Here is a 24,833-nt window from a genome sequence, read left to right as displayed (position 1 = left end):
AAGAATAATCAAGCTTTATATTTGCATAAAAATTTACGGTTGACCAAATCTTCAATGTTACAACTGTTGGCACAGTCTCCCCAACTGGGAAAACTGAAGGGCACTATTGCCGGTTTTCAAGAAAATGCCTCAGCAGACTCCAGACCAAAAACGAATTTAAAAGGACTAACAGGGTCTGCCCTGTCCTTTGTAATAGCAGAATTATTCCATAAGTCCGAAGTTCCATTTCTGTTTATTTTGACCGATAAGGAAGAAGCCGCCTATTATTTAAACGACCTGGAACAGCTTATTGGCGATAATGATGTCCTATTTTATCCCGGGAGTTACAGAAGGCCCTACCAGATTGAGGAAACGGACAATGCCAACGTGCTTTTACGTGCCGAAGTACTGAACCGCATCAACTCAAGAAAAAAACCGGCCATCATCGTTACCTATGCCGACGCCCTTTTTGAGAAAGTGGTGACCAGAAAGGAACTGGAGAAAAATACCCTAAAAATTAAATTGGACGATACCCTTTCCCTGGATTTTTTAAATGAGGTTTTGTTCGAATACAAATTTAAAAGGGTCGATTTTGTTACCGAACCGGGTGAATTTTCGGTCCGGGGCGGTATCATGGACGTATTTTCCTTTTCCCACGACGAACCTTATAGGATTGAATTTTTTGGGGACGAGGTAGACAGTATCAGAACCTTTGACGTAGAAACCCAATTGTCTACCCAAAAGGTGAATAAGATTACCATCATCCCCAATGTGGAAAACAAGTTCCTGGACGAAAACCGGGAAAGCTTTCTTAAATACATCTCTCCAAACACCCTGATTTTTAGCAAAGACCTGAGTTTGGTCTACGCTAGGCTGGATTCTTTTTTTGAAAAGGCGGAAGAGGCATTTAGCAAACTGTCCAAAGAAATAAAACATTCCGAACCTCAGGAATTGTTTGCCAATTCCCATGTTTTAAAGCATCAGCTGGCCAATTTTGGTGTGATAGAGATTGATGGAAGCCCTAAAGCAGCAAGGGATTCGGAAACCATAGTATTCAATACAAAACCGCAACCCTCCTTCAATAAAAAATTTGACCTGTTGATTGAAAACCTAAATGAAAATTACAAAAACGGGTTTACCAATTATCTATTTTGCGCCACCGACCAGCAGGCCAAACGGTTTCACGATATTTTTGATGAAGTGGGAAAAGAGGTCCATTACAAGACCATTGTCCTCCCCCTGTACCAAGGCTTTTTGGACAATGATTTAAAGATAGCCTGTTATACGGATCATCAGATCTTTGAGCGGTATCTAAAATTCCATTTAAAAAATGGCTACGCCAAAAAACAGGCCATTACCCTAAAGGATCTGAACAAATTGGAAATTGGCGACTATGTTACCCATATAGACCACGGCATTGGGAAATTTGGCGGCCTCCAAAAGATAGACGTTGAGGGCAAGAAACAGGAGGCCATAAAACTGATGTACGGCGAAAGGGACATCCTTTATGTAAGCATACATTCCCTGCACAAAATTTCGAAGTTCAATGGGAAGGACGGTGCTCCCCCAAAAATATACAAACTAGGTTCCGGGGCTTGGAAGAAAATTAAGGACAAGGCAAAATCACGTGTTAAAAAAATTGCCTTCGACCTAATCCAATTGTATGCCAAACGCCGATTGGAAAAAGGGTTTCAATACGGCCCGGACACCTATCTGCAGCACGAATTGGAGGCGTCGTTTATATATGAAGACACCCCGGACCAAAGCAAGTCTACCGAAGACATAAAAAAGGATATGGAAAGCGAACGGCCTATGGACCGACTCGTTTGTGGGGATGTAGGTTTCGGAAAGACCGAAGTGGCCATCAGGGCCGCTTTCAAGGCCGTAGACAATGGCAAGCAGGTGGCCGTATTGGTACCCACTACCATTTTGGCATTTCAGCACTACAGGACATTTTCCGAGCGCTTAAAAGATATGCCGGTCACCGTAGACTATTTAAACCGCTTTAGAACGGCCAAGGAGAAAAAAGAGACCTTGGAAAATTTGGCATCCGGCAAGGTAGACATCATTATAGGTACCCATCAGTTGGTGAACAAGAACGTGAAGTTCAAGGATCTGGGCTTGTTGGTAGTGGATGAGGAACAGAAATTTGGCGTATCGGTAAAGGACAAATTAAAGGCCATAAAGGAAAATGTAGATGTCCTAACGCTTACGGCCACCCCTATCCCAAGAACGCTCCAATTTAGTTTAATGGCGGCCAGGGACCTATCGGTAATCAATACGGCACCCCCAAACAGATACCCCATAGAAAGCGAGGTGATCCGATTCAATGAAGAGACCGTTCGCGATGCCATTTCCTATGAAATACAACGAGGGGGACAGGTTTTCTTTATACACAATAGGATTGAAAATATTAAGGAAGTTGCCGGAATGGTCCAAAGACTGGTACCGGATGCCAAGATCGGTATAGGGCACGGACAAATGGAGGGCAAAAAATTGGAAACCCTTATGATGGCCTTTATGAACGGGGAATTCGATGTATTGATTTCTACCACCATAGTGGAAAGTGGCCTGGATGTTTCCAATGCAAACACCATTTTCATTAACAATGCCAATAATTTTGGCCTAAGTGACCTGCATCAAATGAGGGGGCGTGTAGGGCGAAGCAATAAAAAGGCCTTCTGTTATTTTATTACCCCTCCCTATGATGTAATGACCAACGATGCCAGAAAAAGAATTCAGGCCTTGGAGCAATTTACCGATCTGGGCAGCGGTTTCAATATTGCTATGAAAGATCTGGAAATTAGGGGTGCCGGGGATTTGTTGGGAGGCGAACAAAGTGGTTTTATCAATGAAATCGGCTTTGATGCCTATCAGAAAATATTGGCCGAAGCCATAGACGAACTCAAAGAAAACGAATTCAAGGAACTGTACGAGGAAGTGGGCGGCAAACAAAAAATCTTTGTAAAGGATACCCAAATAGATTCGGATTTTGAATTGTTGTTCCCTGATGATTATATCAACAATATTACCGAACGTCTAAATCTCTATACCGAACTGAACCAGGTTTCCGATGAGGAAGGTCTACAAAAATTTGAGATGGAGTTGGTAGACAGGTTCGGGGGACTCCCCACCCAGGCAGTGGATTTATTGAACTCGGTCCGTATCAAGTGGATCGCCAATAGTATCGGCCTGGAGAAAATAGTAATGAAGAAGGGCAAAATGATCGGCTATTTCATTGCGGACCAACAATCGGATTTTTATCAAAGCAGTTCCTTTACAGCCGTAATGCAGTTTGTACAGACCCACCCCAAACTGGCCCAACTAAAGGAAAAGCAGACCCGCAATGGCTTGCGCCTATTGTTGGTCTTTGAACATATTGATTCTATGGACAAGGCCTATAAATCTATCCAACCCTTCAATGCACTTATCGCCAAACCGGAAATAACAGTCCCATAAAATCCCCTTGAAAAATGGACCTGAAAAATATATTTTTCGTTTTAAGCCTATGTTTTTCCCTATTCTCGGAGGCCCAGCACAGTGTTTCGGGTAATTTATCCCCTGCGGAAGATTACCAATGGTTAATTGCCTATAAATTAAATCCCGACCATCAGAATTATATAGCCGATACCGCCGTTGAAAATGGGGCTTTCTCCTTAAATATTCCTTCAGATGCCCAGACGGGCATGTACAGACTGGTATATGCAGTGCCACAGGAGGAATTCTATTTTGATTTTATCTATAATGGCAAAGAGGATATTATACTTTCCTTTGATTCCCAAAAAGGATTGTCCTTTATTTCCTCCATCGAAAACCTATTGTATGTAAACTATTTTAAGGAAATATATGGGTTGGAGAAACAAATTGCCCAATTCTATTCGGAACAAAAGAAGGACCCTAAGCTGTTTTTGAACCTCAACAAGGAGTTGGCCACGGTCCAAAAATCATTTGAGAGCCAATCGCAAGGTTTGCTCAGCGGACATTTCATTTCTGCAAACAGACCCTATATTCCTTCTGAATATGAGGATATGGAAACCTATGTGCAACATAAAAGGGATCATTATTTTGATGCCATCGACTTTAACGACAGCCTGCTTTTGGGGTCCGACTTTTTAACGGACAAGGTAGTGAACTATGTATTTACGGCCCTGCCACAAGATCAAGATTCCCCTAAAGAAAAAGAACCGGTAATGATTGGGAATGTAAAGGAATTGGCCCGACTATTGCAAAATATAAGCGCCACCAACAAGGTGCAATTGTTCAACAGTCTATGGACACGGGCGTCCAATGATAATTTAAATGTGGTGGCCGATTTTATTTACCATAACCACCTAAAAGCCCTGGCCACCCAAACCAATAAATCCGAACTCTTAAAGAATATAGAAATCCAAAACCGCCTTAGATTGGGAGCCGTAGCCCCGGAAATTACTTGGAACGTGGGCAATATCACCAAAAAGCTCAGTAGTCTTACAGGGGCAAAAAATTATGTTATTGTTTTTTGGAGCAGCACCTGTTCGCACTGTCTACAGCAACTTCCTGAATTCCATAGGGCATTAAAGGACATTTCCGGTACCAAGGTACTGGCCATAGGCCTAGAGGACGATGATATCACCTGGAAAGAGGAATCGTCCAAACTCCCTGATTTTATTCATGGCATTGCTGTGGGGAAATGGGAAAGTCCGTATGTAGACCTCTATGATGTTCACCAAACCCCCACCTATTATATTTTGGACCCTGAAAAGCGCATTGTTGCAAGACCGGATGATTACCTAGGGGTATTGAATTTTTTAAAAGAGGGGAAATAACATACATTAATGGAGTTGATGTAATTTTAAATCGCCCTATTTTCACATGAACCATTTAATACATTGATACATTAGTCAATTATTACATTGTTACATTGAAACATTACAATGTTTTAAGATCCTTAATGGTCTTAAAGGCAACATCTACCTGCTCATCATTTACGATGATGGTAAATTCATTGGTGGTGGATATCACTTCATAAAGCACGATACCCTCCCATGCCAAACGTTGAAAAATAAAGTAATAGATACCGGGTACGGAAACGTTTTCCGCGGGTAATTTTACGGTAATGGAAGAAAGGTTTTCTGCCTTTTGTGTGCACTTCTCGTTCTTGAACAACTCTTCCACTGCCCCATCCAAAATATTACTGACAACTATATTGAGCTCGTTGACCCCTCTTGACGAGGTATAGAAAACATCCTTGTTCCTATTTACCTCCTTTAACAAAACCGTCTGATTTTCCAAAATGGATTCCGATACCAAAAAGGTAAAATCGGTCAATGATGACCTTACGGTAATTTCCCCAATATTTTTTAGGACCTTAATGATTTTATGGGTAGCCCGGAACTCCAAATCATCGGAAAGACGTTTCAAGGCCATTACAATAGCACCATTGCGAATATCCTTGCCCAATTCCCCTTCTATTTCCGGTTTTACTATTCTGGAAAGTGATGTTAAATTTATAATTCCTTGAGCTAAAGCACTTTGCAAAAATGGTTTCTTCTTAATGTAGTCTTCCACGACCGACGAAATAGTCTTCATTTTCCTAAACTTTTGGTAAAAATAACAAATTGTTACAAATAAAACAAATAATTAAAAATGATAAAACGCATTTTCCAAATGTTCCATACTAAATGTTGTGCCATTTTTATGTATGGTAATGATATCGAACCTAACCTCAACATCAAGATTATTGGCAATCACATAGTAATTTGTTGCCTTTACCAAACGTTTTATTTTGGCTTCGGTCACCGTTTCCGCTATCGATTGCATATAATCCGAACTTCTTGATTTGACCTCTACAATTGCCAAAATATCTCCTTTTCTTGCAATTATATCTATCTCAGCCTTCAAATACCTATAATTTCTATGAACTACCCTATAGCCATTTTCAGTTAAATAGTCGACCGCCAATTGCTCTCCCTTTTTTCCAAACTCATTATGCTTTGCCATATCAATTCCATTCTAATTACCAAAAAACGTGTATTTTATCGAAAAACCTCACATATTGTCGTCCAAATTTCTACAAACCACGTAATTTATTAAGCAGTATAACGAAAATTTCATAAGAGCGATAATTTCTTATTATAATCTGCGTTATTCAATGACCCCCTTACTTTACCAGTAACCTATCAAATGCGGAATAAATTATGGAATTTTTCGTAAACTGTAATACTTCTGGTTTGGCCCCCTATACCACTCCATTGAATGTACAAAGGGCCCAACATCTATATAGAAGATTGGGTTTTAGCGCCTCGGTCCCAACCATTGATCAAGCCACTGGCCAAACTGCCGGTGCCTTGGTTGATTCCCTCATTTCCGAAGCGCAAAATATGCCCCTCTTGGCCGCCCCCCTATGGGCGGACTGGAACAACAGCAATTATCCCGAGGATGATGAGCAGCGTGGACAAATAATAAGATCGCAACAAGAAGAATTCAAGTTGGCCTATACCAATTCCTTACTTGAAAATAACCTCCGGGACCGACTCAGTTTTTTTTGGAGCAATCATTTTGTAACGGAACTGGACGTGTACAATTGTAATTCTTTCCTTTATTATTATATCAACTGCCTACAGCGCAACGCTATTGGCAATTTTAAGACCTTTGTGAGTGAAATTGGCCTTACCAGTGCCATGCTCTATTATTTGGACGGCGTTTACAACAATGGCGAAAACCCCAATGAGAATTATGCCCGCGAGCTTTATGAGCTATTTACATTAGGAGAGGGAAACGGATATACAGAACAGGATATCATTGAAACGGCCAAAGCACTTTCCGGTTATGTTGAAAGGGGAGAATTGGGCTGTGAGCAGGTTGTATTTGATGCTTCCAATTTCAATACGGAGAACAAAACAATTTTTGGACGCACTGGAAACTGGGGATATGATGACGTTATCGACATTCTTTTTGAAGAAAGGGCCAACGAAATAGGTTATTTCATCTGTAAAAAGCTATACGAATTTTTTGTACACCCGGATTCAACCGATGAGGCCAACAACGCAAAGACCATCATTGACGGCCTAACCACCACTTTTATCAACAATAATTTTGAATTGGCACCAGTCTTGGGCCAACTTTTTAAAAGTCAACACTTTTTTGACGATGAGGCCATAGGCGTTATCATTAAAAGCCCGTTCGACCTATATCTAAACCTCATTAAAGAAACAGGTTTTTCCCACAACACTACAACCATTGGGAGTGCCATAAATTATAGTGGAATGCTGGGCCAGGATCTGTTCGATCCCTTTGATGTTGCGGGATGGCAACGAAATAGGGATTGGATCAATACCAATTTCATGATTGGACGTTGGCTGACCATGGAAACCATCATTGATGGTTTTTACCAGGACAATTCGGAACAATTCAGGACATTTGCCATGGATGCGGTTGGACCTGCCAACAGCAATACCAGTAATCCACAGATCGTTGTACAGGCCATTGTGGATAAAATTACCCCAAAAGGATTGTTTACCCAACAGGATTTTGACAATGCCATGTCGTCCTTTCTAATAGAGGATGTTCCAGAAGAATATTATAGCCCGGATTTTTACGCTGGCGGAGATTCAACTTGGGTCTTGAGCATGTGGCCATCAGTACCTCTTCAGGTACAGCTATTGTTAAGACACCTTTCCAGACAACCCGAATTTCAACTTAAATAAAACCGACCATTATGTGCGATAATCACCATAAATCACCCCATAAAGGCAAAGACCATGATGGCCATGATCTGGAGCACAAGACCTGGAGCAGACGCTCCTTTCTTCAAGCCTTGGGTATTGCCGGTTCAGGATCTATGATGCTGGGCAGTAATTTTCTAACGGCATCCGCGCCATCCCCATTAACCTCGGCAATAGCAATGGCGGAAACTGATAATATCTTGATATTAATTCGTTTGTCAGGTGGGAACGATGGTCTTAGTACTATTATTCCCATTGAACAATACGACATTTACGCCAATGCGCGCCCCAATATTTATCTGCCGGAAAGCAAGATCCTAAGACTTACCGACGAATTTGGTGTCCCTACCTATATGAAATCTTTGGAGCCCATGTGGGGCGAAGGCCAATTTAAAGCGGTTCATGGCGTAGGCTATGAAAACCAAAGCCTGTCCCATTTTACAGGTTCCGATATTTTTGCCAATACCGACCTAAGTACCACAGGTTTCAGTGGAAGGAATACCGGCTGGATGGGAAGGCATTTTGAATACCTATACCCCGATTATTTATCGGATTTTCCCGGTAGCAGACCAGAGGGTCCTGCCGCGATACAAGTTGGAAACTACGGAAGTTTGGTTTTTGAAGGAGAAGAGACCAATTATGCCTTTGTAACCAACAATATTGATCAGTTGGAGCAAATTGCGCAAACAGGCTTACAATATCCGGTAAATGATGAACTGTTCGACAATTGCATGTACAGTGATCAGATTAAATTTCTAAGAGGGGTATCCAATGTAACCAATGAGTATGCCGGCACTATACATGAGGCCTATATGCGGGGTGCCAACCAAATTGAGTATCAGGACAATGGTTTTGCCAGACAGTTGGCCCTATTGGCCAGATTGATCAAAGGAAACCTTGGCACCAAGGTCTACATGATCAGTATGGGAGGTTTTGATACCCACGGAAATCAACCTTTGGTACACGAACGTCTAATGACCCAACTATCCATAGCAGTGGATAATTTCTATGATGACCTTGCCTTTACCCAGCAGGACGACAAGGTATTGAGCATGACTTTTTCCGAGTTTGGTAGAAGGATTTTCGAAAACGGATCCAATGGAACTGACCATGGAAAAGCTGCTCCCACCTTATTTTTTGGTTCCGGATTAAACGGAAGTGCCTTTGTGGGAGACCACCCCTCCTTGGACGAGCCCAATAGTAGGGGAAACCTGGAGTACACTATGGACTTCAGAAACCTGTATGCTACCGTACTGGCGGAATGGCTATGTGTGGACATCCCCCTCGTAGAACAACATATCATGGACGGGTATACATACACCCCTGTAAACTTAGGCTTTAATTGCAGTGGAGTGGATTTTCCGGATATTGTATATAGCGATGGTGAGCCCACTCCCCCAACGCCCACAGATCCAGTTGAGGAAAATCCAAACCCGGAATTGTTGAATGCCATTGTACACAAACCTTTTTACCCAACGGATTCAACGCCCCACATTTATCTGGAAATGCCCTTTAGCGCACATGTAGACATACAACTGTTCAATATTATGGGCCAATATTTGGGATCGGTATATAACGAAATAATGTTCGAAGGTTCCATTGAGATCAATATTAGGGAGCGACTTAAAACCTATTTGGCTACCGGAAAATATATATATAGGATACAGGTACAGGATAAAAAACTGAGTAAATCCATAATGGTAGCTTAAAATCACCCCTACTTACTATGTGAGCAAGCCTTCGTAAATTCTGAATTCTTTTCAGGCTAACGAAGGCTTATTTTTTAAAGGAATTGGCCAGCTGCAAGTCAATTACCTAAGGGCAAGCACTTGATAAATAGGAAGGAAACTACTAATAACCTTTCGACACCCGCCTGAACGGAACGGGCAGGCCCGTCCGAACGGATACGGGCGGGCAAGCGTCGGAGCATTCAAATCTCGATTATCGAGTAAAAATCTTTATTTTTGCTGCCTAATCCAAAAATAATGTCGCAGAACACTCAGAAGCCAGCAAGATATACCATAACCGCAGCCCTTCCTTATACCAACGGCCCCATACATATAGGGCATTTGGCAGGAGTTTATGTGCCGGCGGATATCTATGCCAGATACTTGAGATTAAACGGAAATGACGTGGCCTTCGTTTGCGGAAGCGATGAACATGGGGTTGCTATTTCCATGAAAGCCAAAAAAGAAGGTGTAAGCCCCCAAAACATCATCGATAAATACCACGGTATCATAAAACAATCCTTCCAGGATTTTGGAATTACCTTCAATAACTATTCCAGGACATCCGCGGAAGTACACCATAAGACGGCCTCCGATTTCTTTGTAAAACTGTACGGACAAGGAGATTTTATTGAGGAAACTACCGAACAATTATATGACGAAGAGGCAAAACAATTTTTGGCCGATCGTTTTGTAATCGGTACATGCCCCAAATGTGGCCATGAAGAGGCTTATGGGGATCAGTGTGAAAATTGTGGCTCCACTTTGAATGCCACTGACCTGATCAACCCGAAATCTACCATTTCCGGAGCAGTACCCTCCCTAAAAGAAACAAAGCACTGGTTTTTACCATTGGATAGGTACGAGGATTTCTTAAGGAAATGGATTTTGGAAGGCCATAAAAATGATTGGAAACCCAATGTATACGGGCAGTGTAAATCATGGATAGATGACGGACTAAAACCCAGGGCGGTTACCCGTGATCTTGACTGGGGGATCCCGGTCCCGGTAGAAGGCGGGGAAGGCAAGGTATTGTACGTGTGGTTCGATGCCCCGATAGGCTATATTTCCTCTACCAAGGAATGGGCAGCAAGGGAAGGCAAGGATTGGGAACCATATTGGAAGGCCAAGGACACTAAAATGGTACATTTTATCGGCAAGGATAATATTGTGTTCCATTGTATTATATTCCCGAGCATGCTAAAAGCTCATGGCGATTTTATTTTACCTGAAAACGTTCCTGCGAACGAATTTTTAAATTTGGAAGGCAATAAACTCTCCACTTCCAAGAATTGGGCCGTGTGGCTGCATGAGTATTTGGAAGAATTTCCCAATATGCAGGACGTTCTTAGATATACCCTCACCGCCAATGCCCCCGAGACCAAGGACAATGATTTTACCTGGAAGGACTTCCAGGCCAGGAACAACAATGAATTGGTGGCCATTTACGGCAATTTCATCAATCGTGTAGTAGTGCTTACCAACAAGTATTACCAGGGAGCTGTTCCATCCCCTGGCACCTATAGCCAAGTGGATAGGGACACCCTGGCAGCGCTTAAAAAATATCCCGGGATCATTGGCAGTTCCATAGAAAGATACCGTTTCCGTGAAGCGGGACAGGAGGTAATGAATTTGGCTCGACTGGGCAATAAATATTTGGCCGATGAAGAGCCGTGGAAAGTAATTAAGCAGGATGAGGAAAGAGTAAGAACCATTATGTTTGTGTCCCTTCAAATAGCATCCGCTTTGGCCGTTTTAAGTGAGCCTTTCCTGCCGTTTACCGCCGCCAAGCTGAAACAAATTCTAAATATATCCGCAAGTTCGACCAAAGGCTCCCTGGAATGGGGAGACATATCAGAAAAAGAAATATTGCTTCCGGCAGCACATCGGATAAATGAAGCCGAGCTCTTGTTCAGTAAAGTAGAGGACGAAACCATACAGGCACAATTGGACAAATTGGAAGCTACCAAAAAAGAAAATGAAATTATGAACAAAGAAATCGACCCGCAAAAAGACACCATTACCTTCGATGATTTCACCAAGTTGGATATGCGCGTAGGTAGCATTATTGAAGCCCAAAAAATGCCGAAAGCAAAAAAACTTTTGGTCTTAAAGGTAGATACCGGACTGGACGTAAGAACCATTGTATCCGGCATTGCTGAGAGCTTTTCCCCAGAGGACATCATTGGAAAAAAGGTGACCGTATTAGTCAATTTGGCCCCAAGGGCCTTGCGTGGCGTGGATAGCGAGGGTATGATCCTTATGACCGAAAATACGGATGGCAAACTCGTCTTCATCAATCCCGATGAAGATGGAGTTGGGAATGGGGAGACTATAAATTAGGTCTCTCCCTAAGGTTATCACTCATTGAAATGTCCGGTCGAGCGGAGTCGAGACCTCCTCTAGTACTATATCATGAAATTCTATTATACTACAATTGGGTTAAAATAACTATTTTGCATAAAACTATATGGTCTTAGAAACAGTGCTATTTAAATAAAGCACCATAATTCTTGGAGTCGGAATATCCGTTAGAGTGGATTCCGATGGCTCTATCGAGAGAGTCCTACTCATCGAAATGTCCGGTCGAGCGGAGTCGAGACTTCCTTAAGTTCAATATTATGAAGTTCTATTATGTATATATACTATTATGCTCTGACGGATTAACCTATACAGGTATCACCAATGATATCGAAAGAAGATTTCAAGAACACCTCATGGGATTAAACAAGACTTGCTTCACCTTTAAAAGAAGACCGGTTAAATTAATCTTTCAACAGGAATTCAATGATGTTATCCAGGCCATCTATTTTGAGAAAAAAATTAAGAAATGGAGCGGAAAAAAGAAATTGGCTTTGGCAAATGGCCAGTTTGATCTTCTGCAAATTTTATCGGAATGTAATAACGCCACCCATGCATAGTATAAACCCAAAAATGAAGATGAATAGGTCTCGACTCCGCTCGACCTGACAAATCATGAATGACTTGAAAACCGAAAGATAGGCACGAACCAACAAACCATGTACGTTATAAAGTAAATAACAATAATACTCTATAAAAAGATCAACCAAAGTTTAAAAACTATTATATCCGGTCGAAGTAGAGACCTCCTTAAAACAAATTACCCCATGAATCTTATATCCTACATCGCAAAAAACACCCAACTCCCGGTAAAAGGCATAGAAAATACGGTTGCCCTATTAAACGAGGACTGTACAGTACCCTTTATTTCCCGCTACAGAAAGGAACGGACCGGAAATTTGGACGAGGTACAAATTGGTGCCATTGTACAGTACAAATCGCAGTTTGAAGCCTTGGAAAAACGCAAGGAGGCCATCCTGAAATCCATAGCGGAACAGGAGGAACTAAGCCCGGAGTTGGCCAAAAAAATAACTGATGCAGAGGACCTCACCACATTGGAGGACCTTTATCTGCCCTTCAAGAAAAAGCGAAAGACCAAAGCGGAAACCGCTAAAAAAAATGGCTTGGAGCCTCTGGCGAAAATTATACTGGCCCAGCGGACCGATGAAATCGATTTTGAGGCCTCAAAATATATCAATGATGCCGTTCCCAACGAAGATGAAGCCCTGGAGGGGGCCCGGCATATCATTGCGGAATGGATTAACGAACGCAGTGATATTCGAAACCAGATCAGGTCCCAGTTGGAAAAATTTGCCCTTATTTCCACCAAGGTAATTTCCACTAAGATAGAGGATGAAAAAGCACAAAAATTCAGGGATTACTTTGAATGGAGCGAGCCATTGAACCGATGTCCATCGCACCGACTCCTGGCCATCTTTCGGGCGGAAAATGAAGGCTTTATCCGTGTTAAAATTGAAATAGACGAGGAGAAGGCCATCTCCAATATGGAGTACAGGATCATCAAAAACAATAATGGCACTGCCCCCCATCTTAAACTGGCCATACAGGATGCCTATAAGAGATTACTGTTCCCTTCCCTGTCCAATGAAATCCTAAAATCGGCCAAGGAAAAAGCGGATGGGTCGGCCATACAGGTATTTTCCAAAAACTTGAAACAGCTCTTGTTGGGGTCGCCTTTGGGGGAAAAGCGTATTTTGGCCATAGACCCTGGCTTCAGAACAGGCTGTAAAGTGGTCTGCCTGAGCGCTCAGGGCGATTTGGAGCACAACGAGACCATTTATCCACACTCACCGCAAAACGACAGTACAGGCGCTATAAAGAAAATCAGTTCTTTGGCAGATGCCTACAAGATTGAGGCGATAGCCATAGGAAACGGTACCGCCTCCAGGGAAACGGAGCAATTAATAAAGCGGATCCAATTCAAGAACCATATCGAGGTGTTTGTGGTGAGCGAGGCCGGCGCCTCCATTTATTCCGCCTCTAAAATTGCCCGGGAAGAATTCCCCAATTACGATGTTACCGTAAGGGGCGCCGTATCCATAGGAAGGCGGCTTGCAGATCCCTTGGCGGAATTGGTGAAAATAGATGCCAAATCTATTGGGGTGGGACAATATCAGCATGACGTAGACCAGAGCCTATTAAAAAACTCACTGGACACGGTAGTGGAAAGTTGTGTAAATACCGTAGGCGTAAACATTAATACGGCCAGTGTTCCCTTACTGAGCTATGTATCGGGAATTGGCCCAAAACTTGCGGAAAATATTGTGGCCTACAGGAACGAAAACGGTGCCTTTACTAATAGGAACGAAATTAAAAAAGTACCCCGTTTGGGAGAAAAGGCCTTTGAACAGGGGGCGGCATTTTTACGTATCCGGCAGGCAAAAAACCCTTTGGATGATTCGGCGGTTCACCCGGAAAGCTATTCCTTGGTACAAAAAATGTTGAAAGACCAGGGCGTTCCCCTTTCCGAAATAATAGGAAACAGGGAAGTCCTAAAAAAAATCGATCTAAAAAAATACTGTACCGAAGATGTGGGATTGCCCACGCTACAGGATATTGTAAAGGAATTGGAGAAACCAGGTCTGGACGTAAGGAAAAAGGCAAAGGTATTTACCTTTAACCAGAACATCAGGACCATTTCCGATCTTAAGGAGGGACAGTTATTGCCCGGAATAGTGAACAATATTACCAATTTTGGCTGTTTTGTAGATGTAGGTATCAAGGAAAGTGGACTGATCCATATCTCCAACTTGGCGGATAGCTTCGTAAAAGATGTGAACGAACATGTGAGCCTGCACCAACAAATCATTGTTAAAGTGCTGGAGGTGGACATTCCCAGAAAACGGATCCAACTGGCTTTGCACAAATAACCCTAAATCGTAAATTAAGGGTCGGTGATGGGAATCCTTTCCCTTTATTACGCCCGTTGCCAAAGAAAATACTGTTCCCTCAAATAATTTAACATTTAATCTTATTTAGATTTAATTAAAATAAATATTTTTGCCCAATTATTATTCCAATATCCAGTGGGCAAAAAAAAGAAACAGGAAAAGAAAAAGCTAAAAAAAGCTTTAAAAAAGGAGCACAAAGCCGCTCTAAAGAAAATGGTCCCCACTGGCTGTAAGACCAAATGCTGCGAAAAATACAAAAAGTCGGAATCCAAAAGATGCAACCGTTGTCCGTGTTTTGATCTGATTCAGAAAGTGGCGTAACATAATTTACTGCCTGTACCACCTTGGTTGTTGCCGGACCGGTCAGTGAAGTATTCCCAATATACATGTTCCCAACCAATAGATTGCTTCGTCGCTTAGGCTCCTCGCAATGACGTTTCCTGTTTACATTTCCGTCATTGCGAACGGGACTGTCAATAGACAGGCCATGTGAAGCAATCCCTTTATTGCATGCTCCCAACAAACAGATTACCACGTCACTTTCGTTCCCTGTCTCGTCCAACTAGGCAGGCCTACCTAACGGTAGGTGAACTCGTAATGACGATGTCTATTATAATTTTAAACCAAGTTTCCATCATTGTGAACATTTCGGTCCAGTGGCAAACACCCGTATCCGCATCCGTTCCCATAACGATAATAATAAAAAGCTCCTCCCTTTAGCCAAAGGTAGGTGGCTTCGCAGAAGGAGAAGACGGAGGGATTTGAACGTTCAGGATTTAGGATGAAACCGGAGATGGGACTTTGGTTTAGTCCTCCAATAACACACCCCTAACCTCCCGCAAAAAAGCGGGACAGGCGCTCTCAAGAGGGGAATTTGGATAATACCATTAGGGATCATGACTAATTGTTGTGTTTATTCAAAAAATCGGAAATAATTAGAATAGACATGTTTTTTGATATAAAGTTTTTTATACAAAGAAGTATCTACGAAGATCAATGATCAAATTATTCTTTCATTTTACTCAATTGGTTTCTATTGTTTTTTAACGGTTTTCGTGAATCTTCGATTTCGTCTTAAATCAAGTGGTTTCCACATTGGGCAATGGAAGCCCTGTCTGTCCGCCAGGCAGGCGTCCAAAGAGCATCTCACCCAAGTGAAAGCGGTCTGGACGCTGCGGCGGTTGTTCGGCTCTTTTAATTGTAAGTGTTGCAAAGTTGGCCTTGGCTACTGCCGGCTCCTCCAAGCCAAGGTACACTGTACCTTGGTTGTTCGGCCCTGGTCGTTTTTTATTCATCAGTTTGTCTATTGTTTTTATTGGTATTCATGAATGCGCTGCATTTGGGCGATGCAAAAAATGAACAGAAGATGAATTTGGGATATAAAATTCTATCTTTTTTCAATACACACACAACTTTTGAGATTGATCCACCATTAGTGCAAGATTGCTTCGTTACTAAGGTACCTCAAGATGACATGTTTACAAAAGCATTAGAAGCAACCCAATAGATCCGAATATGGACCCAACAGATTACTTCTAGCCAATAGCCCATATCCAGTTTAGATGCCCGGATATGGCAGGACGGTTTATTTCCCCAACATCAGGAGTTCATTACATCGAATTTCGGTGATGTACCTTTTTTCCCCTTCCTTGGTTTCGTAAGACCGGGTGGTCAATTTCCCTTCCACGGCAACTTCCTTGCCTTTGTTTAAATAACTTTCCACGATTTCCGCGGTCTTGCCCCATGCCACCACATTGTGCCATTGGGTATCCGTGACTTTTTCCCCTTTGCCGTTCTTGTAGGTCTCATTGGTGGCGATGGCGAATTTGGCCAATTTACCGCCCCCGTCCAGATTAATAATTTCTGGATCGCTGCCCAGGTTTCCGATCAACTGTACTTTGTTTCTAAGTGCGTTCATAATACATAATTTTTAAATCCCGAATCCATTTCGGGAATGGTTAAACAGTTAATGATTTTTGATGGAACAAACTTAGCGGCCCCTCCAAAGATTATTCGGTTGGAAAGTATTTAATTTCGTTTGTTATCGTTTGTAGTCGTTTGTAAATGTATATAGATGCCCTCTCATAGGCATCTATATAGGCATTTCACATAAATATTAATCCCAGATTCAATAATATCCTTAATTTTATAAGGTACCTTACCTACAGTACGATAAACCAAGAATTATATGCAGACCTTAATAAACATCCTTATCGGCATTATCGCCCTGGAACACCTTTATATCCTATACATGGAAATGTTTGCCTGGGAAACCCTGGGCAAAAGGACCTTTGGAAAGGCGCTTCCGGAGCATTTGTTCAAGCCTACCAAAGGGTTGGCCGCCAACCAAGGCCTCTACAACGGCTTTCTGGCTGTAGGCCTTGTCTGGACCTTTTTTATCCAAGACCTGTTCTGGAGTACCAACATCGCCATTTTCTTTCTTAGCTGTGTGGCAATTGCCGGCATTTATGGAGCACTCACCGCTAGCAAAAAAATATTTGTGGTCCAGGCCCTGCCAGCGCTCATTACGCTGTTCCTAATTTTGTTATCTTCTTCCTCCCTTTTATAGTTTAAACGATCTAACCATAATAAATTATTGTTTCCTTTGCCCTACAATCGAGGTAAGGAATATTAAATCCCCAAAAATTGTCCCCCTAAATGAACCATACATTTATCACCGATAAAACCTTAAAGGGAACCGATTTTAGCTCCCAACCCTTGCCCAAAGGGGAATACGAGAATTGCGTTTTCGACTCCTGTACCTTTTCCAAAGGCGATATATCCAATATGGTGTTTATGGAATGCGTTTTTACCGATTGCGACCTTAGCAATGTAAACCTAAAAAACACCACCTTTAAGGAAAGTGTCTTTAAAAGGAGTAAGCTTTTGGGCATCCGTTTTGACCACTGCAATGATTTTCTTCTGTCCTTCAATTTTTATGATTGTACCCTGGACCTATCCTCTTTTTATAAATTGAAACTGAAGCATACCCTCTTCCAAAACTGCAAAATGATTTCGGTCGATTTTACGGAAACCAACCTGACCGAAGCCATATTCGATTCCTGTAATCTTGAAAGTGCACTCTTCGAAAACTGCAATCTGGAAAAGGCCGATTTCAGTACAGCCTACAACTTTAGCCTGGATCCCGAAAAAAATAAAATGACCAAAGCCAAATTCTCCAAGGAAGGTGCTTTGGGCCTCTTACAGAAGTACCGCATCCAAATAACCTGAACTACCGTAAAGAATTAATCGTTTGTAATCGGATAATTTGTACCTTATTGGTTTCAACGAGAAGATTTGTTTTCATTATAAAAAATGATCTTAAATAAAATACACCATATTGCCATTATATGTTCGGACTATAAAAAATCCAAAAAATTCTATGTAGAGGATTTAGGCCTGGAACCCCTGCAAGAAATTTATAGGGAAGACCGGGACTCCTATAAATTGGATTTGGCAATGAACGGAAATTACATTATTGAACTCTTCTCGTTTCCAACACCGCCTCCCAGATCCACCAGACCGGAAGCCACCGGTTTAAGGCACTTGGCCTTTGAAGTGGACCATCTAACATCCAGCCTCGTGGAACTGTCCAAAAAAGGAATTGTGGCAGAACCTGTTCGCATTGACGAGCATAACCAGAAAAAGTTCACCTTTATATTCGACCCGGACAATTTACCCATAGAACTATACCAAAAATGACGGACATACCTAATTTCCTAGCACATTTTTACACCCAATTTCCAAACCTGAAAGAAATGCCGCCATGGGAAATAACCCAAGATATAACCTCCCTAATATCCATGAAGATCCTGGAATTGAATCCTGACGATTATACGGTTACGGGCGGAATTGCCATCCATAAAACTGCGGTAATTGAAAAAGGGGTCATTTTAAAAGAACCCCTGATCATATCGGAAAACTGCTTTGTAGCCAGCCACGCCTATCTGCGAGGTGGCGTGTTTTTGGGCAAGGGAACGCGGATAGGTCCGGGATGTGAGATCAAATCCAGCATTATTGGGGACCATTCGGCCACGGCCCATTTTAATTTTATTGGGGATAGTCTTATTGGTGACCATGTAAATTTTGAAGCGGGAGCACTTATTGCCAACCACTATAACGAAAGGTCCGACAAGACCATTTGGATCCAAATAAATGGTATAAGGACAAATACCGGAGTCATTAAATTTGGGGCCCTGGTAGGGGACCATTCCAAAATAGGGGCAAATGCCGTACTTTCCCCTGGCACCATATTGCAAAGGAAATCCGTAGTAAAGCGATTGGAGCTTTTGGAACAAAACAACTAAATGGACCATGGAAAAAAAATGCTTGGAATGCGGAGATAAGATTTTGGGCAGGATAGACAAAAAGTTCTGTACGGACCATTGCAGAAATGCCTACAACAATAAGCTGAACAAAGACAGTAAAAACCTGGTCAGGAATATCAATAACCGCCTGCGCAAGAATTACAGGATCTTGGATAGCTACCCCCTTACCGATGGCAAGACCAAAACTACCAAGACCCGATTAATGGACAAGGGTTTCGATTTTGAGTACATCACCAATTTATATACCACCAAAAAAGGAACCACCTACTATTTTGTATATGACCTGGGGTATCTTCCGTTGGACAATGATTATTATATGATCGTGAAAAGGGAATAGGAGGCTGCCTAAATAAAAGAATGCCCTTGAACAGCTTATAGAAAACGTTCAAGGGCAAAAATCAAGTATCGTTGTTTTATAAGCTATCAGCCACCAGATAGAAAAGTGAAGGTAGTGTTATCTTAACCTTGAAATGACTTCTCGACTTGGTTCTTGAAGTGACGATCGATGGTCTGGTCGAGCGGAGTTGAGACCTAAATTCAATGGCAAAACATGCTTAACATAACAGGAGTTTCCTATTTATAGTTATGTCCGCTTAGTTTAAGGGCCGCTATCACAATATCCTTTCGGCTAATCTGCCCCACCAATATTCCACTTTTCATCACCGGTAATCTCCTTCTTTTATGCTTGTCAAAAATACCAGCGGCATCAAATATGGACATATCATGGGGTATGGTCTCTACCTCTTTCGTCATAAACCGCTCCACACTTTTGTCCAAGATAGGCTGATTGAAATAACGGCTTTCGGAAATCTGTTTCATACAATCCGCTTCGGAGATAATCCCGACCAAAAATCCGTTGTTGTCCAATACGGGACCTCCAGAGATATGGTATTTGGCCAAGTGCTCCATAACCGTCAAAATAGATTGATCAGGACTAAAGGTGATCAGTTTTTTTGTCATATAGTCCTCAACTAAAATGGGAGCATCAAATTCCTTTTTTACGACCCTGCGTACTCCCTGAAAACTTTTTATTCCCATATCGTTTATTTTTAGGTTAATTTGAAAGATAGTCTTTTTTGGATAATTACACAACTATTTAATATTTAATCAGTTGTATTGATAATTATTTATTTAAATTATTGCGTATTGTTCAATTCCGAAATATTCTTGTACCTTCAAATTATTGGTTATACTTCACATTGTAATATAATAAAAAGGATAATTTCTTACTTTTAAGTCTTTACCAAATACTATGAAGCCATATTCTTCTTCCATAATCCTTCTAATTCTTCTACTGGCCATATATTGGAGCTTCAAAGGCGCTATGCCAAGCTATGCCCCGGATGCCAATGTGGATGATACTTCATTTTCAACGGACAGGGCCCTCGTCCATGTAAAAAATATGTCCGAAAAGCCGCATGCTGTTGGATTTAAAGCACATTCGCAGGTTAGGGAGTATATCATATCGGAATTGACCCAACTAGGACTGGAAACAACCACCCAACAAGGCTATACTTCCGGGGACTGGGGTAATTTTAGTAGCGCAACCAATATATTGGCCAGAATAAAGGGCAGTGAAAAGGGAAAGGCCCTTCTTTTACTTTCGCATTACGATAGCAGCCCCCATTCCTCTTTGGGCGCCAGTGATGCCGGAAGTGGGGTGGCAACCATATTGGAAGGTGTGCGGGCCTTTCTCAAGCAAAACACCGCCCCTAAAAACGATATCATTATTCTAATTTCCGATGCCGAGGAACTGGGGCTTAACGGAGCGGATTTCTTTGTGAACAATCACCCATGGGTAAGGGAAGTAGGATTGGTTTTAAATTTTGAGGCCCGGGGAAGTGGCGGCCCCTCCTATATGTTATTGGAGACCAATAGGGGCAACGCCAGGGTAATAGAAGAATTTATTAAGGCAAATCCGAAATACCCTGCAGCCAATTCCTTGGTCTATAGTGTTTACAAAATGCTCCCAAATGATACGGACCTTACTGTGTTCCGGGAGGATATGGACATAGAAGGGCTCAATTTTGCCTTTATTGACGACCATTATGACTATCATACCGTACGCGACAATTATGAGCGTTTGGACCGCAATACCCTTGCCCACCAGGGCAGTTATCTAATGCCGCTGATGAAGCATTTTGGCGATGCAGACCTTGGCAGCTTAAAGAGTCCAAACGATTCCATATATTTCAATATGCCATTCTTTGGATTGGTCTCCTATCCCTTCGATTGGATTTTACCTATGCTGGCACTTGCCATAATAGGCTTTTTGGTACTATTTTTCCTCGGTCTTAAAAATAGTTCTTTAGAAATTAAAGAAATTGGAAGGGGTTTTCTTCCCCCATTCCTAATTTTGGCCATTAATGGGGCCGTAGGTTATTTTGGCTGGACCGTACTTAAAAATATCTACCCGCAATACCAGGATATACTTCATGGTTTCACTTATAATGGCTATACCTACATAGCGGCTTTTGTCCTATTTTCAGTGGCAGTTGGTTTTTGGGCCTATCACAAATTTGGAAAGGCCCGGACACAAAATCTCATAATTGCCCCATTGTTTCTATGGCTAATTCTTTGCACCCTAGTTGCCGTATATTTAAAAGGTGCCAGCTTCTTTATTATACCGGTATTTGCATTGCTCGCATCATTGCTTATCCTAACACATCAAAAATTGCCAAATCCGTACCTGCTCCTATTTTTGGCCTTGCCCGCCATTTGGATCTATTCTCCCCTCATTAAAATGTTTCCCGTGGGTCTTGGCCTTAAAATGATGATTACCACTACCCTATTGACCTCCTTGACCTTTTTTCTTTTGCTCCCGGTTTTTGGTCCCATAAAAAACAAAAAACGTTTGGCCTATATATTTCTATTGCTCTGTTTCGGATTTCTTTTGTCCGCACACTTTTCTTCAGGTTTTAATAAGGAGAATGCAAAACCCACCAGTTTGGTCTATATTCTTGATGTGGATAAAAACACTGCACAATGGGCCACCTATGACAAAGTACTATCCAGTTGGACATCCCAGTACGTAGACGTTAAACAGGCACAGCCTATTGATCCCAGTTTTGATGCCCAGAGTAGTAAATATGGAACAGGGATTAGCTATACGTCCGAAGCCCCTGTAAAAAATATTGCCCCCCCAATCATAGAAACTACTATGGATACCATAATTGGGGACCAAAGAAACTTGGAAATATGTATTATGCCCCAACGCAATACCAACCGTTTGGAAATATTTACGAATGAAGTGGAAATTATTAAGGCCAGTATAAATAAAATTGAATTTTCCGACCACTATCTTAAAAATAGAAAAAACCGAAAGTTGGTTACCCACTATGTAAGCAATAACGATTATACCGAATTACAGATCACCATTCCTAGGGAGAGTACCCTGGAACTAAGCTTGTACGAAGCATCAAATGATCTATTGAACAATCCCTTATTCACTGTTCCGCCAAGACCGGAAGACAATATTCCTATGCCATTTGTCCTGAACGACGCCATTTTGATCAGTAAAAAAATAAAATTTTGAACAAAAAGATTGGCATTCTAGGTTGTGGATGGCTGGGATTGCCCTTGGCCACGTCCCTTATCCGGGACCAGCATACCGTGAGGGGGACAACTACTTCCGATTCCAAAATAGAGTTATTGCAAAAAGCCAATATCATCCCCTTTACCATTGCTCTAAGAGAGAACGGGATTGAAGGTAATATTGAAGACTTCCTGGCGGAATTGGATCTATTGGTCATAAACGTTCCTCCCCAGCTGCGTTCGGATCCCAAGGAGAGCTATATTAAAAAAATGCTCCTTTTGTACGATAAAATAAAAAATACCTCCCTGCGGTGTGTAATCTTTATAAGCAGTACCTCTGTATATGGGGACATCACCGGAGTGGTCACAGAGGATTCCCCTACCCGGCCAAATACCGAGTCGGGCAGGCAACTTCTGGCAGCGGAAAATATATGGTTGAACGATAGGGAACTGAATACCACGATTATAAGATTTGGGGGACTAATTGGTCCTTCCCGGCACCCGGTAACATTTCTTGCCGGGAAAAGCGATCTTACCAACGGCAATGACCCGGTGAATCTAATCCATCTTAATGATTGTATAGGAATTATCAAGCTGATCATGAATGGGAACTGGAAAAATAAAGTGATAAATGGCGTGTATCCCCTACATCCTACAAAGGAGTCTTATTATACCTCGGAAGCCATTAAAAGAGGGCTTCTGTCTCCCATTTACACGAATAAACTGGATAGATCAGAAAACAAAAGCATTAAAAGTAAGTATTTAAATGTTAAAATATACCCTTTTAAAACTTCAATTATAAGTTAATACACCACACTTTTTTATGCTTTCACAACAAAAACATCTGCTTTTGGTTAAATTATACCCCTGATTATTAACCATTTATAGTTAAGTCCGTACCTTTAAGTAAACGAATAAATCAGATTATCATGGAAAATTCAGGTCTAAAAACTAGGGTACTTACCGAAATTGAAAATTTAATTTCCAAAAGTTGCTCCAAAAGCAAAATGTCCCAAAAATTTCAAAATCTGCATGTGGCCATCTTGAAAAAACATTACAATGCCGCAGATGTATCCATTGATTATCACCGAAAGCGAGTCATTATGGATATTGTTATGGACGACAGCTGTTATGACCCAAATAAGGTAAACTCCGCCCTTCCCACTCTCAGGGCCAATTTACTTTTTAAGAATTTAAAGGAATTTTTAAGTTCTAGCTTGGACAAGGACAATGTAAGTATTGCATTTTATGCCAGACTTATTCGGGCCTATGACAATAGGAATGTTACGCTCAGCGTTGTTTAAACAAGACCAACCATATTGTACAAAAGGATGCCGCTCGGCATCCTTTTTTATTGCCTTTCCAAGGTTTAAGACATTCCTTAACAAATCGTTAGAAATAATTTACTAGTTTTGGCACACCAAAAATTAGAACAATGAAGAAAATAGTACTGATCCTACTGCTAATGGCAGGATTTACAGCAAATTCACAGACAAAAAGTGAGTTACTTAAACATTATGAGGCCTATTATGACCAAATGAGACAGCAAGGTGATATCAATGGCGTCATTAGTGCCATAACCCACCTAAACATACTTTCCCCCAGTAAGGAGCGCAATGACACCCTGGCGTACATTTACACCACGGACAATCAGCATTTACAGGCTTTGAACACCATTGGGGTTGAAAAAAACGAATCGGACTCGGATTTGGCCGTACAGGTAAAAGCCATTTCCTTAAAGGCATTGAACCAACCCAAAAGGGCCTTGGAGCAATTTGAAATTCTAAACAAGAGAGAGCCTAATCCGTATTTGGCGTACGAATTGGCAGATCTAAAAATTCAGACCGGCGACAATGAAGGGGCGGCGGCCAATATCGAATATGGTATTGCCAATGCGAAAGACGATATGAAATATGCATTCTACGAAAGGCAACAACCTTACGAAGTTGCTTTAAAGGCGGCATTTATCCATTTGAAGGCCCTGGTAGAATTCAATAAGGATCAAACCGATATAGATGGTGCCCTGGCTACCATAGATGAAGCTTTAAAAATAGACCCCAATTTTAATTTGGCCAGTCTTAGTAAACAAGCGCTACAATCCAGAAAAGAGAAACAAGAGAATAAGGAAACTAAGGAATAGTCCATTAATTTCCCCTCCCTGATTTTTGCTTCCTTGCAAACAGAGCTATTTTAGCGCGCCAAAAAGGGGTGGATCCAGCCTGTTTTTCTGTATTTTCATATACTGACTAACTATGGACTAACTATGGACTAACTATGGAGTATCTATGG

General features: G+C 41.7%; 21 protein-coding genes. 16 read left to right on the top strand and 5 right to left on the bottom strand.

The features are described from left to right. Positions 1-39: 39 nt before the first annotated feature. Together mfd and D0S24_RS01540 are read left to right on the top strand one after the other, a co-directional pair. Positions 40-3,438, top strand: coding sequence for a transcription-repair coupling factor (mfd, locus tag D0S24_RS01545; RefSeq protein WP_117018558.1), 3,399 nt, complete (start codon positions 40-42; stop codon positions 3,436-3,438). Between the two features lie 14 nt (positions 3,439-3,452). After that, the gene (locus tag D0S24_RS01540; RefSeq protein ID WP_117018099.1) at positions 3,453-4,784 is read left to right on the top strand and encodes a thioredoxin-like domain-containing protein; all 1,332 of its coding nucleotides are present in this window, start codon (positions 3,453-3,455) and stop codon (positions 4,782-4,784) included. A gap of 103 nt (positions 4,785-4,887) precedes the next feature. Here D0S24_RS01540 and D0S24_RS01535 read toward each other — a convergent pair whose 3' ends face one another. Together D0S24_RS01535 and D0S24_RS01530 are read right to left on the bottom strand one after the other, a co-directional pair. Then, on the bottom strand, positions 4,888-5,547 hold the full coding sequence (locus tag D0S24_RS01535; protein ID WP_117018098.1) for an aspartate kinase: 660 nt from the start codon (positions 5,545-5,547) through the stop codon (positions 4,888-4,890). A 51-nt stretch (positions 5,548-5,598) separates the two neighbouring features. After that, on the bottom strand, positions 5,599-5,958 hold the full coding sequence (locus D0S24_RS01530; RefSeq protein WP_117018097.1) for a YraN family protein: 360 nt from the start codon (positions 5,956-5,958) through the stop codon (positions 5,599-5,601). A 197-nt stretch (positions 5,959-6,155) separates the two neighbouring features. Between D0S24_RS01530 and D0S24_RS01525 the strand changes: the two genes are divergently transcribed. The 5 genes from D0S24_RS01525 (at position 6,156) to D0S24_RS01505 (ending at position 14,661) form a co-directional block, all read left to right on the top strand. After that, on the top strand, positions 6,156-7,664 hold the full coding sequence (locus D0S24_RS01525) for a DUF1800 family protein (protein ID WP_117018096.1): 1,509 nt from the start codon (positions 6,156-6,158) through the stop codon (positions 7,662-7,664). Between the two features lie 11 nt (positions 7,665-7,675). Continuing rightward, complete coding sequence (locus tag D0S24_RS01520) at positions 7,676-9,391, top strand: DUF1501 domain-containing protein (protein ID WP_117018095.1); 1,716 nt, start codon at positions 7,676-7,678, stop codon at positions 9,389-9,391. Between the two features lie 276 nt (positions 9,392-9,667). After that, positions 9,668-11,752: a methionine--tRNA ligase gene (gene metG / locus D0S24_RS01515; RefSeq protein ID WP_117018094.1), complete on the top strand. Its 2,085-nt coding sequence runs from the start codon at positions 9,668-9,670 to the stop codon at positions 11,750-11,752. Between the two features lie 278 nt (positions 11,753-12,030). Beyond that, positions 12,031-12,330, top strand: coding sequence for a GIY-YIG nuclease family protein (locus D0S24_RS01510; RefSeq protein ID WP_117018093.1), 300 nt, complete (start codon positions 12,031-12,033; stop codon positions 12,328-12,330). A gap of 207 nt (positions 12,331-12,537) precedes the next feature. Beyond that, the gene (locus D0S24_RS01505) at positions 12,538-14,661 is read left to right on the top strand and encodes a Tex family protein (protein WP_117018092.1); all 2,124 of its coding nucleotides are present in this window, start codon (positions 12,538-12,540) and stop codon (positions 14,659-14,661) included. A 1,100-nt stretch (positions 14,662-15,761) separates the two neighbouring features. On the opposite strand, the gene D0S24_RS01495 is transcribed toward D0S24_RS01505, so the two are convergent. Both D0S24_RS01495 and D0S24_RS01485 read right to left on the bottom strand, forming a co-directional pair. Beyond that, positions 15,762-15,977: a hypothetical protein gene (locus D0S24_RS01495; RefSeq protein WP_117018090.1), complete on the bottom strand. Its 216-nt coding sequence runs from the start codon at positions 15,975-15,977 to the stop codon at positions 15,762-15,764. 290 nt (positions 15,978-16,267) lie between these two features. Next, on the bottom strand, positions 16,268-16,600 hold the full coding sequence (locus D0S24_RS01485) for a single-stranded DNA-binding protein (protein ID WP_117018088.1): 333 nt from the start codon (positions 16,598-16,600) through the stop codon (positions 16,268-16,270). Positions 16,601-16,870: 270 nt separating this feature from the next. Here D0S24_RS01485 and D0S24_RS01480 point away from each other — a divergent pair, with 270 nt between their 5' ends. The 5 genes from D0S24_RS01480 (at position 16,871) to D0S24_RS01460 (ending at position 19,347) form a co-directional block, all read left to right on the top strand. Next, positions 16,871-17,251, top strand: a complete 381-nt coding sequence (locus D0S24_RS01480; RefSeq protein WP_117018087.1) for a DUF1304 domain-containing protein — start codon at positions 16,871-16,873, stop codon at positions 17,249-17,251. Between the two features lie 89 nt (positions 17,252-17,340). Beyond that, entirely contained in the window at positions 17,341-17,913 is a 573-nt protein-coding gene (locus D0S24_RS01475; RefSeq protein WP_117018086.1) for a pentapeptide repeat-containing protein, read from the top strand. A gap of 84 nt (positions 17,914-17,997) precedes the next feature. Next, positions 17,998-18,384, top strand: coding sequence for a VOC family protein (locus D0S24_RS01470; RefSeq protein WP_117018085.1), 387 nt, complete (start codon positions 17,998-18,000; stop codon positions 18,382-18,384). Beyond that, positions 18,381-18,989, top strand: coding sequence for a DapH/DapD/GlmU-related protein (locus D0S24_RS01465; RefSeq protein ID WP_117018084.1), 609 nt, complete (start codon positions 18,381-18,383; stop codon positions 18,987-18,989). Before D0S24_RS01470 ends, D0S24_RS01465 begins: the two co-directional genes overlap by 4 nt. 7 nt (positions 18,990-18,996) lie before the next feature. Beyond that, positions 18,997-19,347, top strand: a complete 351-nt coding sequence (locus tag D0S24_RS01460; protein WP_117018083.1) for a hypothetical protein — start codon at positions 18,997-18,999, stop codon at positions 19,345-19,347. Between the two features lie 236 nt (positions 19,348-19,583). Here D0S24_RS01460 and D0S24_RS01455 read toward each other — a convergent pair whose 3' ends face one another. Next, entirely contained in the window at positions 19,584-20,048 is a 465-nt protein-coding gene (locus D0S24_RS01455) for a CBS domain-containing protein (RefSeq protein ID WP_117018557.1), read from the bottom strand. A gap of 214 nt (positions 20,049-20,262) precedes the next feature. Here D0S24_RS01455 and D0S24_RS01450 point away from each other — a divergent pair, with 214 nt between their 5' ends. The 4 genes from D0S24_RS01450 to D0S24_RS01435 all read left to right on the top strand — a co-directional run bounded on the left by D0S24_RS01450 (position 20,263) and on the right by D0S24_RS01435 (position 24,684). Next, positions 20,263-22,545 (top strand): M28 family peptidase, encoded by a 2,283-nt coding sequence (locus tag D0S24_RS01450; protein ID WP_117018082.1) that lies wholly within the window; start codon positions 20,263-20,265, stop codon positions 22,543-22,545. Then, on the top strand, positions 22,542-23,351 hold the full coding sequence (locus tag D0S24_RS01445; protein WP_117018081.1) for an SDR family oxidoreductase: 810 nt from the start codon (positions 22,542-22,544) through the stop codon (positions 23,349-23,351). Before D0S24_RS01450 ends, D0S24_RS01445 begins: the two co-directional genes overlap by 4 nt. Positions 23,352-23,473: 122 nt before the next feature. Then, the gene (locus D0S24_RS01440; RefSeq protein ID WP_117018080.1) at positions 23,474-23,848 is read left to right on the top strand and encodes a hypothetical protein; all 375 of its coding nucleotides are present in this window, start codon (positions 23,474-23,476) and stop codon (positions 23,846-23,848) included. 131 nt (positions 23,849-23,979) lie between these two features. Further along, on the top strand, positions 23,980-24,684 hold the full coding sequence (locus D0S24_RS01435) for a hypothetical protein (protein ID WP_117018079.1): 705 nt from the start codon (positions 23,980-23,982) through the stop codon (positions 24,682-24,684). The last annotated feature ends 149 nt before the right edge of the window (positions 24,685-24,833 follow it).

Source organism: Arenibacter sp. P308M17 (genome assembly GCF_003426735.1).
GTDB lineage: Bacteria > Bacteroidota > Bacteroidia > Flavobacteriales > Flavobacteriaceae > Arenibacter.
This window is presented reverse-complemented; position numbering and strand designations above follow the sequence as displayed.

What these genes read in the sequence shown, in the direction of transcription:
- D0S24_RS01485 (WP_117018088.1), bottom strand. Translation starts at nt 16,600, where the DNA reads ATGAACGCACTTAGAAACAAAGTACAGTTGATCGGAAACCTGGGCAGC.
- D0S24_RS01480 (WP_117018087.1), top strand. Translation starts at nt 16,871, where the DNA reads ATGCAGACCTTAATAAACATCCTTATCGGCATTATCGCCCTGGAACAC.
- D0S24_RS01535 (WP_117018098.1), bottom strand. Translation starts at nt 5,547, where the DNA reads ATGAAGACTATTTCGTCGGTCGTGGAAGACTACATTAAGAAGAAACCA.
- D0S24_RS01540 (WP_117018099.1), top strand. Translation starts at nt 3,453, where the DNA reads ATGGACCTGAAAAATATATTTTTCGTTTTAAGCCTATGTTTTTCCCTA.
- D0S24_RS01495 (WP_117018090.1), bottom strand. Translation starts at nt 15,977, where the DNA reads ATGAATAAAAAACGACCAGGGCCGAACAACCAAGGTACAGTGTACCTT.
- D0S24_RS01435 (WP_117018079.1), top strand. Translation starts at nt 23,980, where the DNA reads ATGAAGAAAATAGTACTGATCCTACTGCTAATGGCAGGATTTACAGCA.
- D0S24_RS01505 (WP_117018092.1), top strand. Translation starts at nt 12,538, where the DNA reads ATGAATCTTATATCCTACATCGCAAAAAACACCCAACTCCCGGTAAAA.
- D0S24_RS01470 (WP_117018085.1), top strand. Translation starts at nt 17,998, where the DNA reads ATGATCTTAAATAAAATACACCATATTGCCATTATATGTTCGGACTAT.
- D0S24_RS01510 (WP_117018093.1), top strand. Translation starts at nt 12,031, where the DNA reads ATGAAGTTCTATTATGTATATATACTATTATGCTCTGACGGATTAACC.
- metG (WP_117018094.1), top strand. Translation starts at nt 9,668, where the DNA reads ATGTCGCAGAACACTCAGAAGCCAGCAAGATATACCATAACCGCAGCC.
- D0S24_RS01475 (WP_117018086.1), top strand. Translation starts at nt 17,341, where the DNA reads ATGAACCATACATTTATCACCGATAAAACCTTAAAGGGAACCGATTTT.
- D0S24_RS01525 (WP_117018096.1), top strand. Translation starts at nt 6,156, where the DNA reads ATGGAATTTTTCGTAAACTGTAATACTTCTGGTTTGGCCCCCTATACC.
- D0S24_RS01450 (WP_117018082.1), top strand. Translation starts at nt 20,263, where the DNA reads ATGAAGCCATATTCTTCTTCCATAATCCTTCTAATTCTTCTACTGGCC.
- D0S24_RS01520 (WP_117018095.1), top strand. Translation starts at nt 7,676, where the DNA reads ATGTGCGATAATCACCATAAATCACCCCATAAAGGCAAAGACCATGAT.
- D0S24_RS01460 (WP_117018083.1), top strand. Translation starts at nt 18,997, where the DNA reads ATGGAAAAAAAATGCTTGGAATGCGGAGATAAGATTTTGGGCAGGATA.
- D0S24_RS01455 (WP_117018557.1), bottom strand. Translation starts at nt 20,048, where the DNA reads ATGGGAATAAAAAGTTTTCAGGGAGTACGCAGGGTCGTAAAAAAGGAA.
- D0S24_RS01440 (WP_117018080.1), top strand. Translation starts at nt 23,474, where the DNA reads ATGGAAAATTCAGGTCTAAAAACTAGGGTACTTACCGAAATTGAAAAT.
- D0S24_RS01530 (WP_117018097.1), bottom strand. Translation starts at nt 5,958, where the DNA reads ATGGCAAAGCATAATGAGTTTGGAAAAAAGGGAGAGCAATTGGCGGTC.
- D0S24_RS01465 (WP_117018084.1), top strand. Translation starts at nt 18,381, where the DNA reads ATGACGGACATACCTAATTTCCTAGCACATTTTTACACCCAATTTCCA.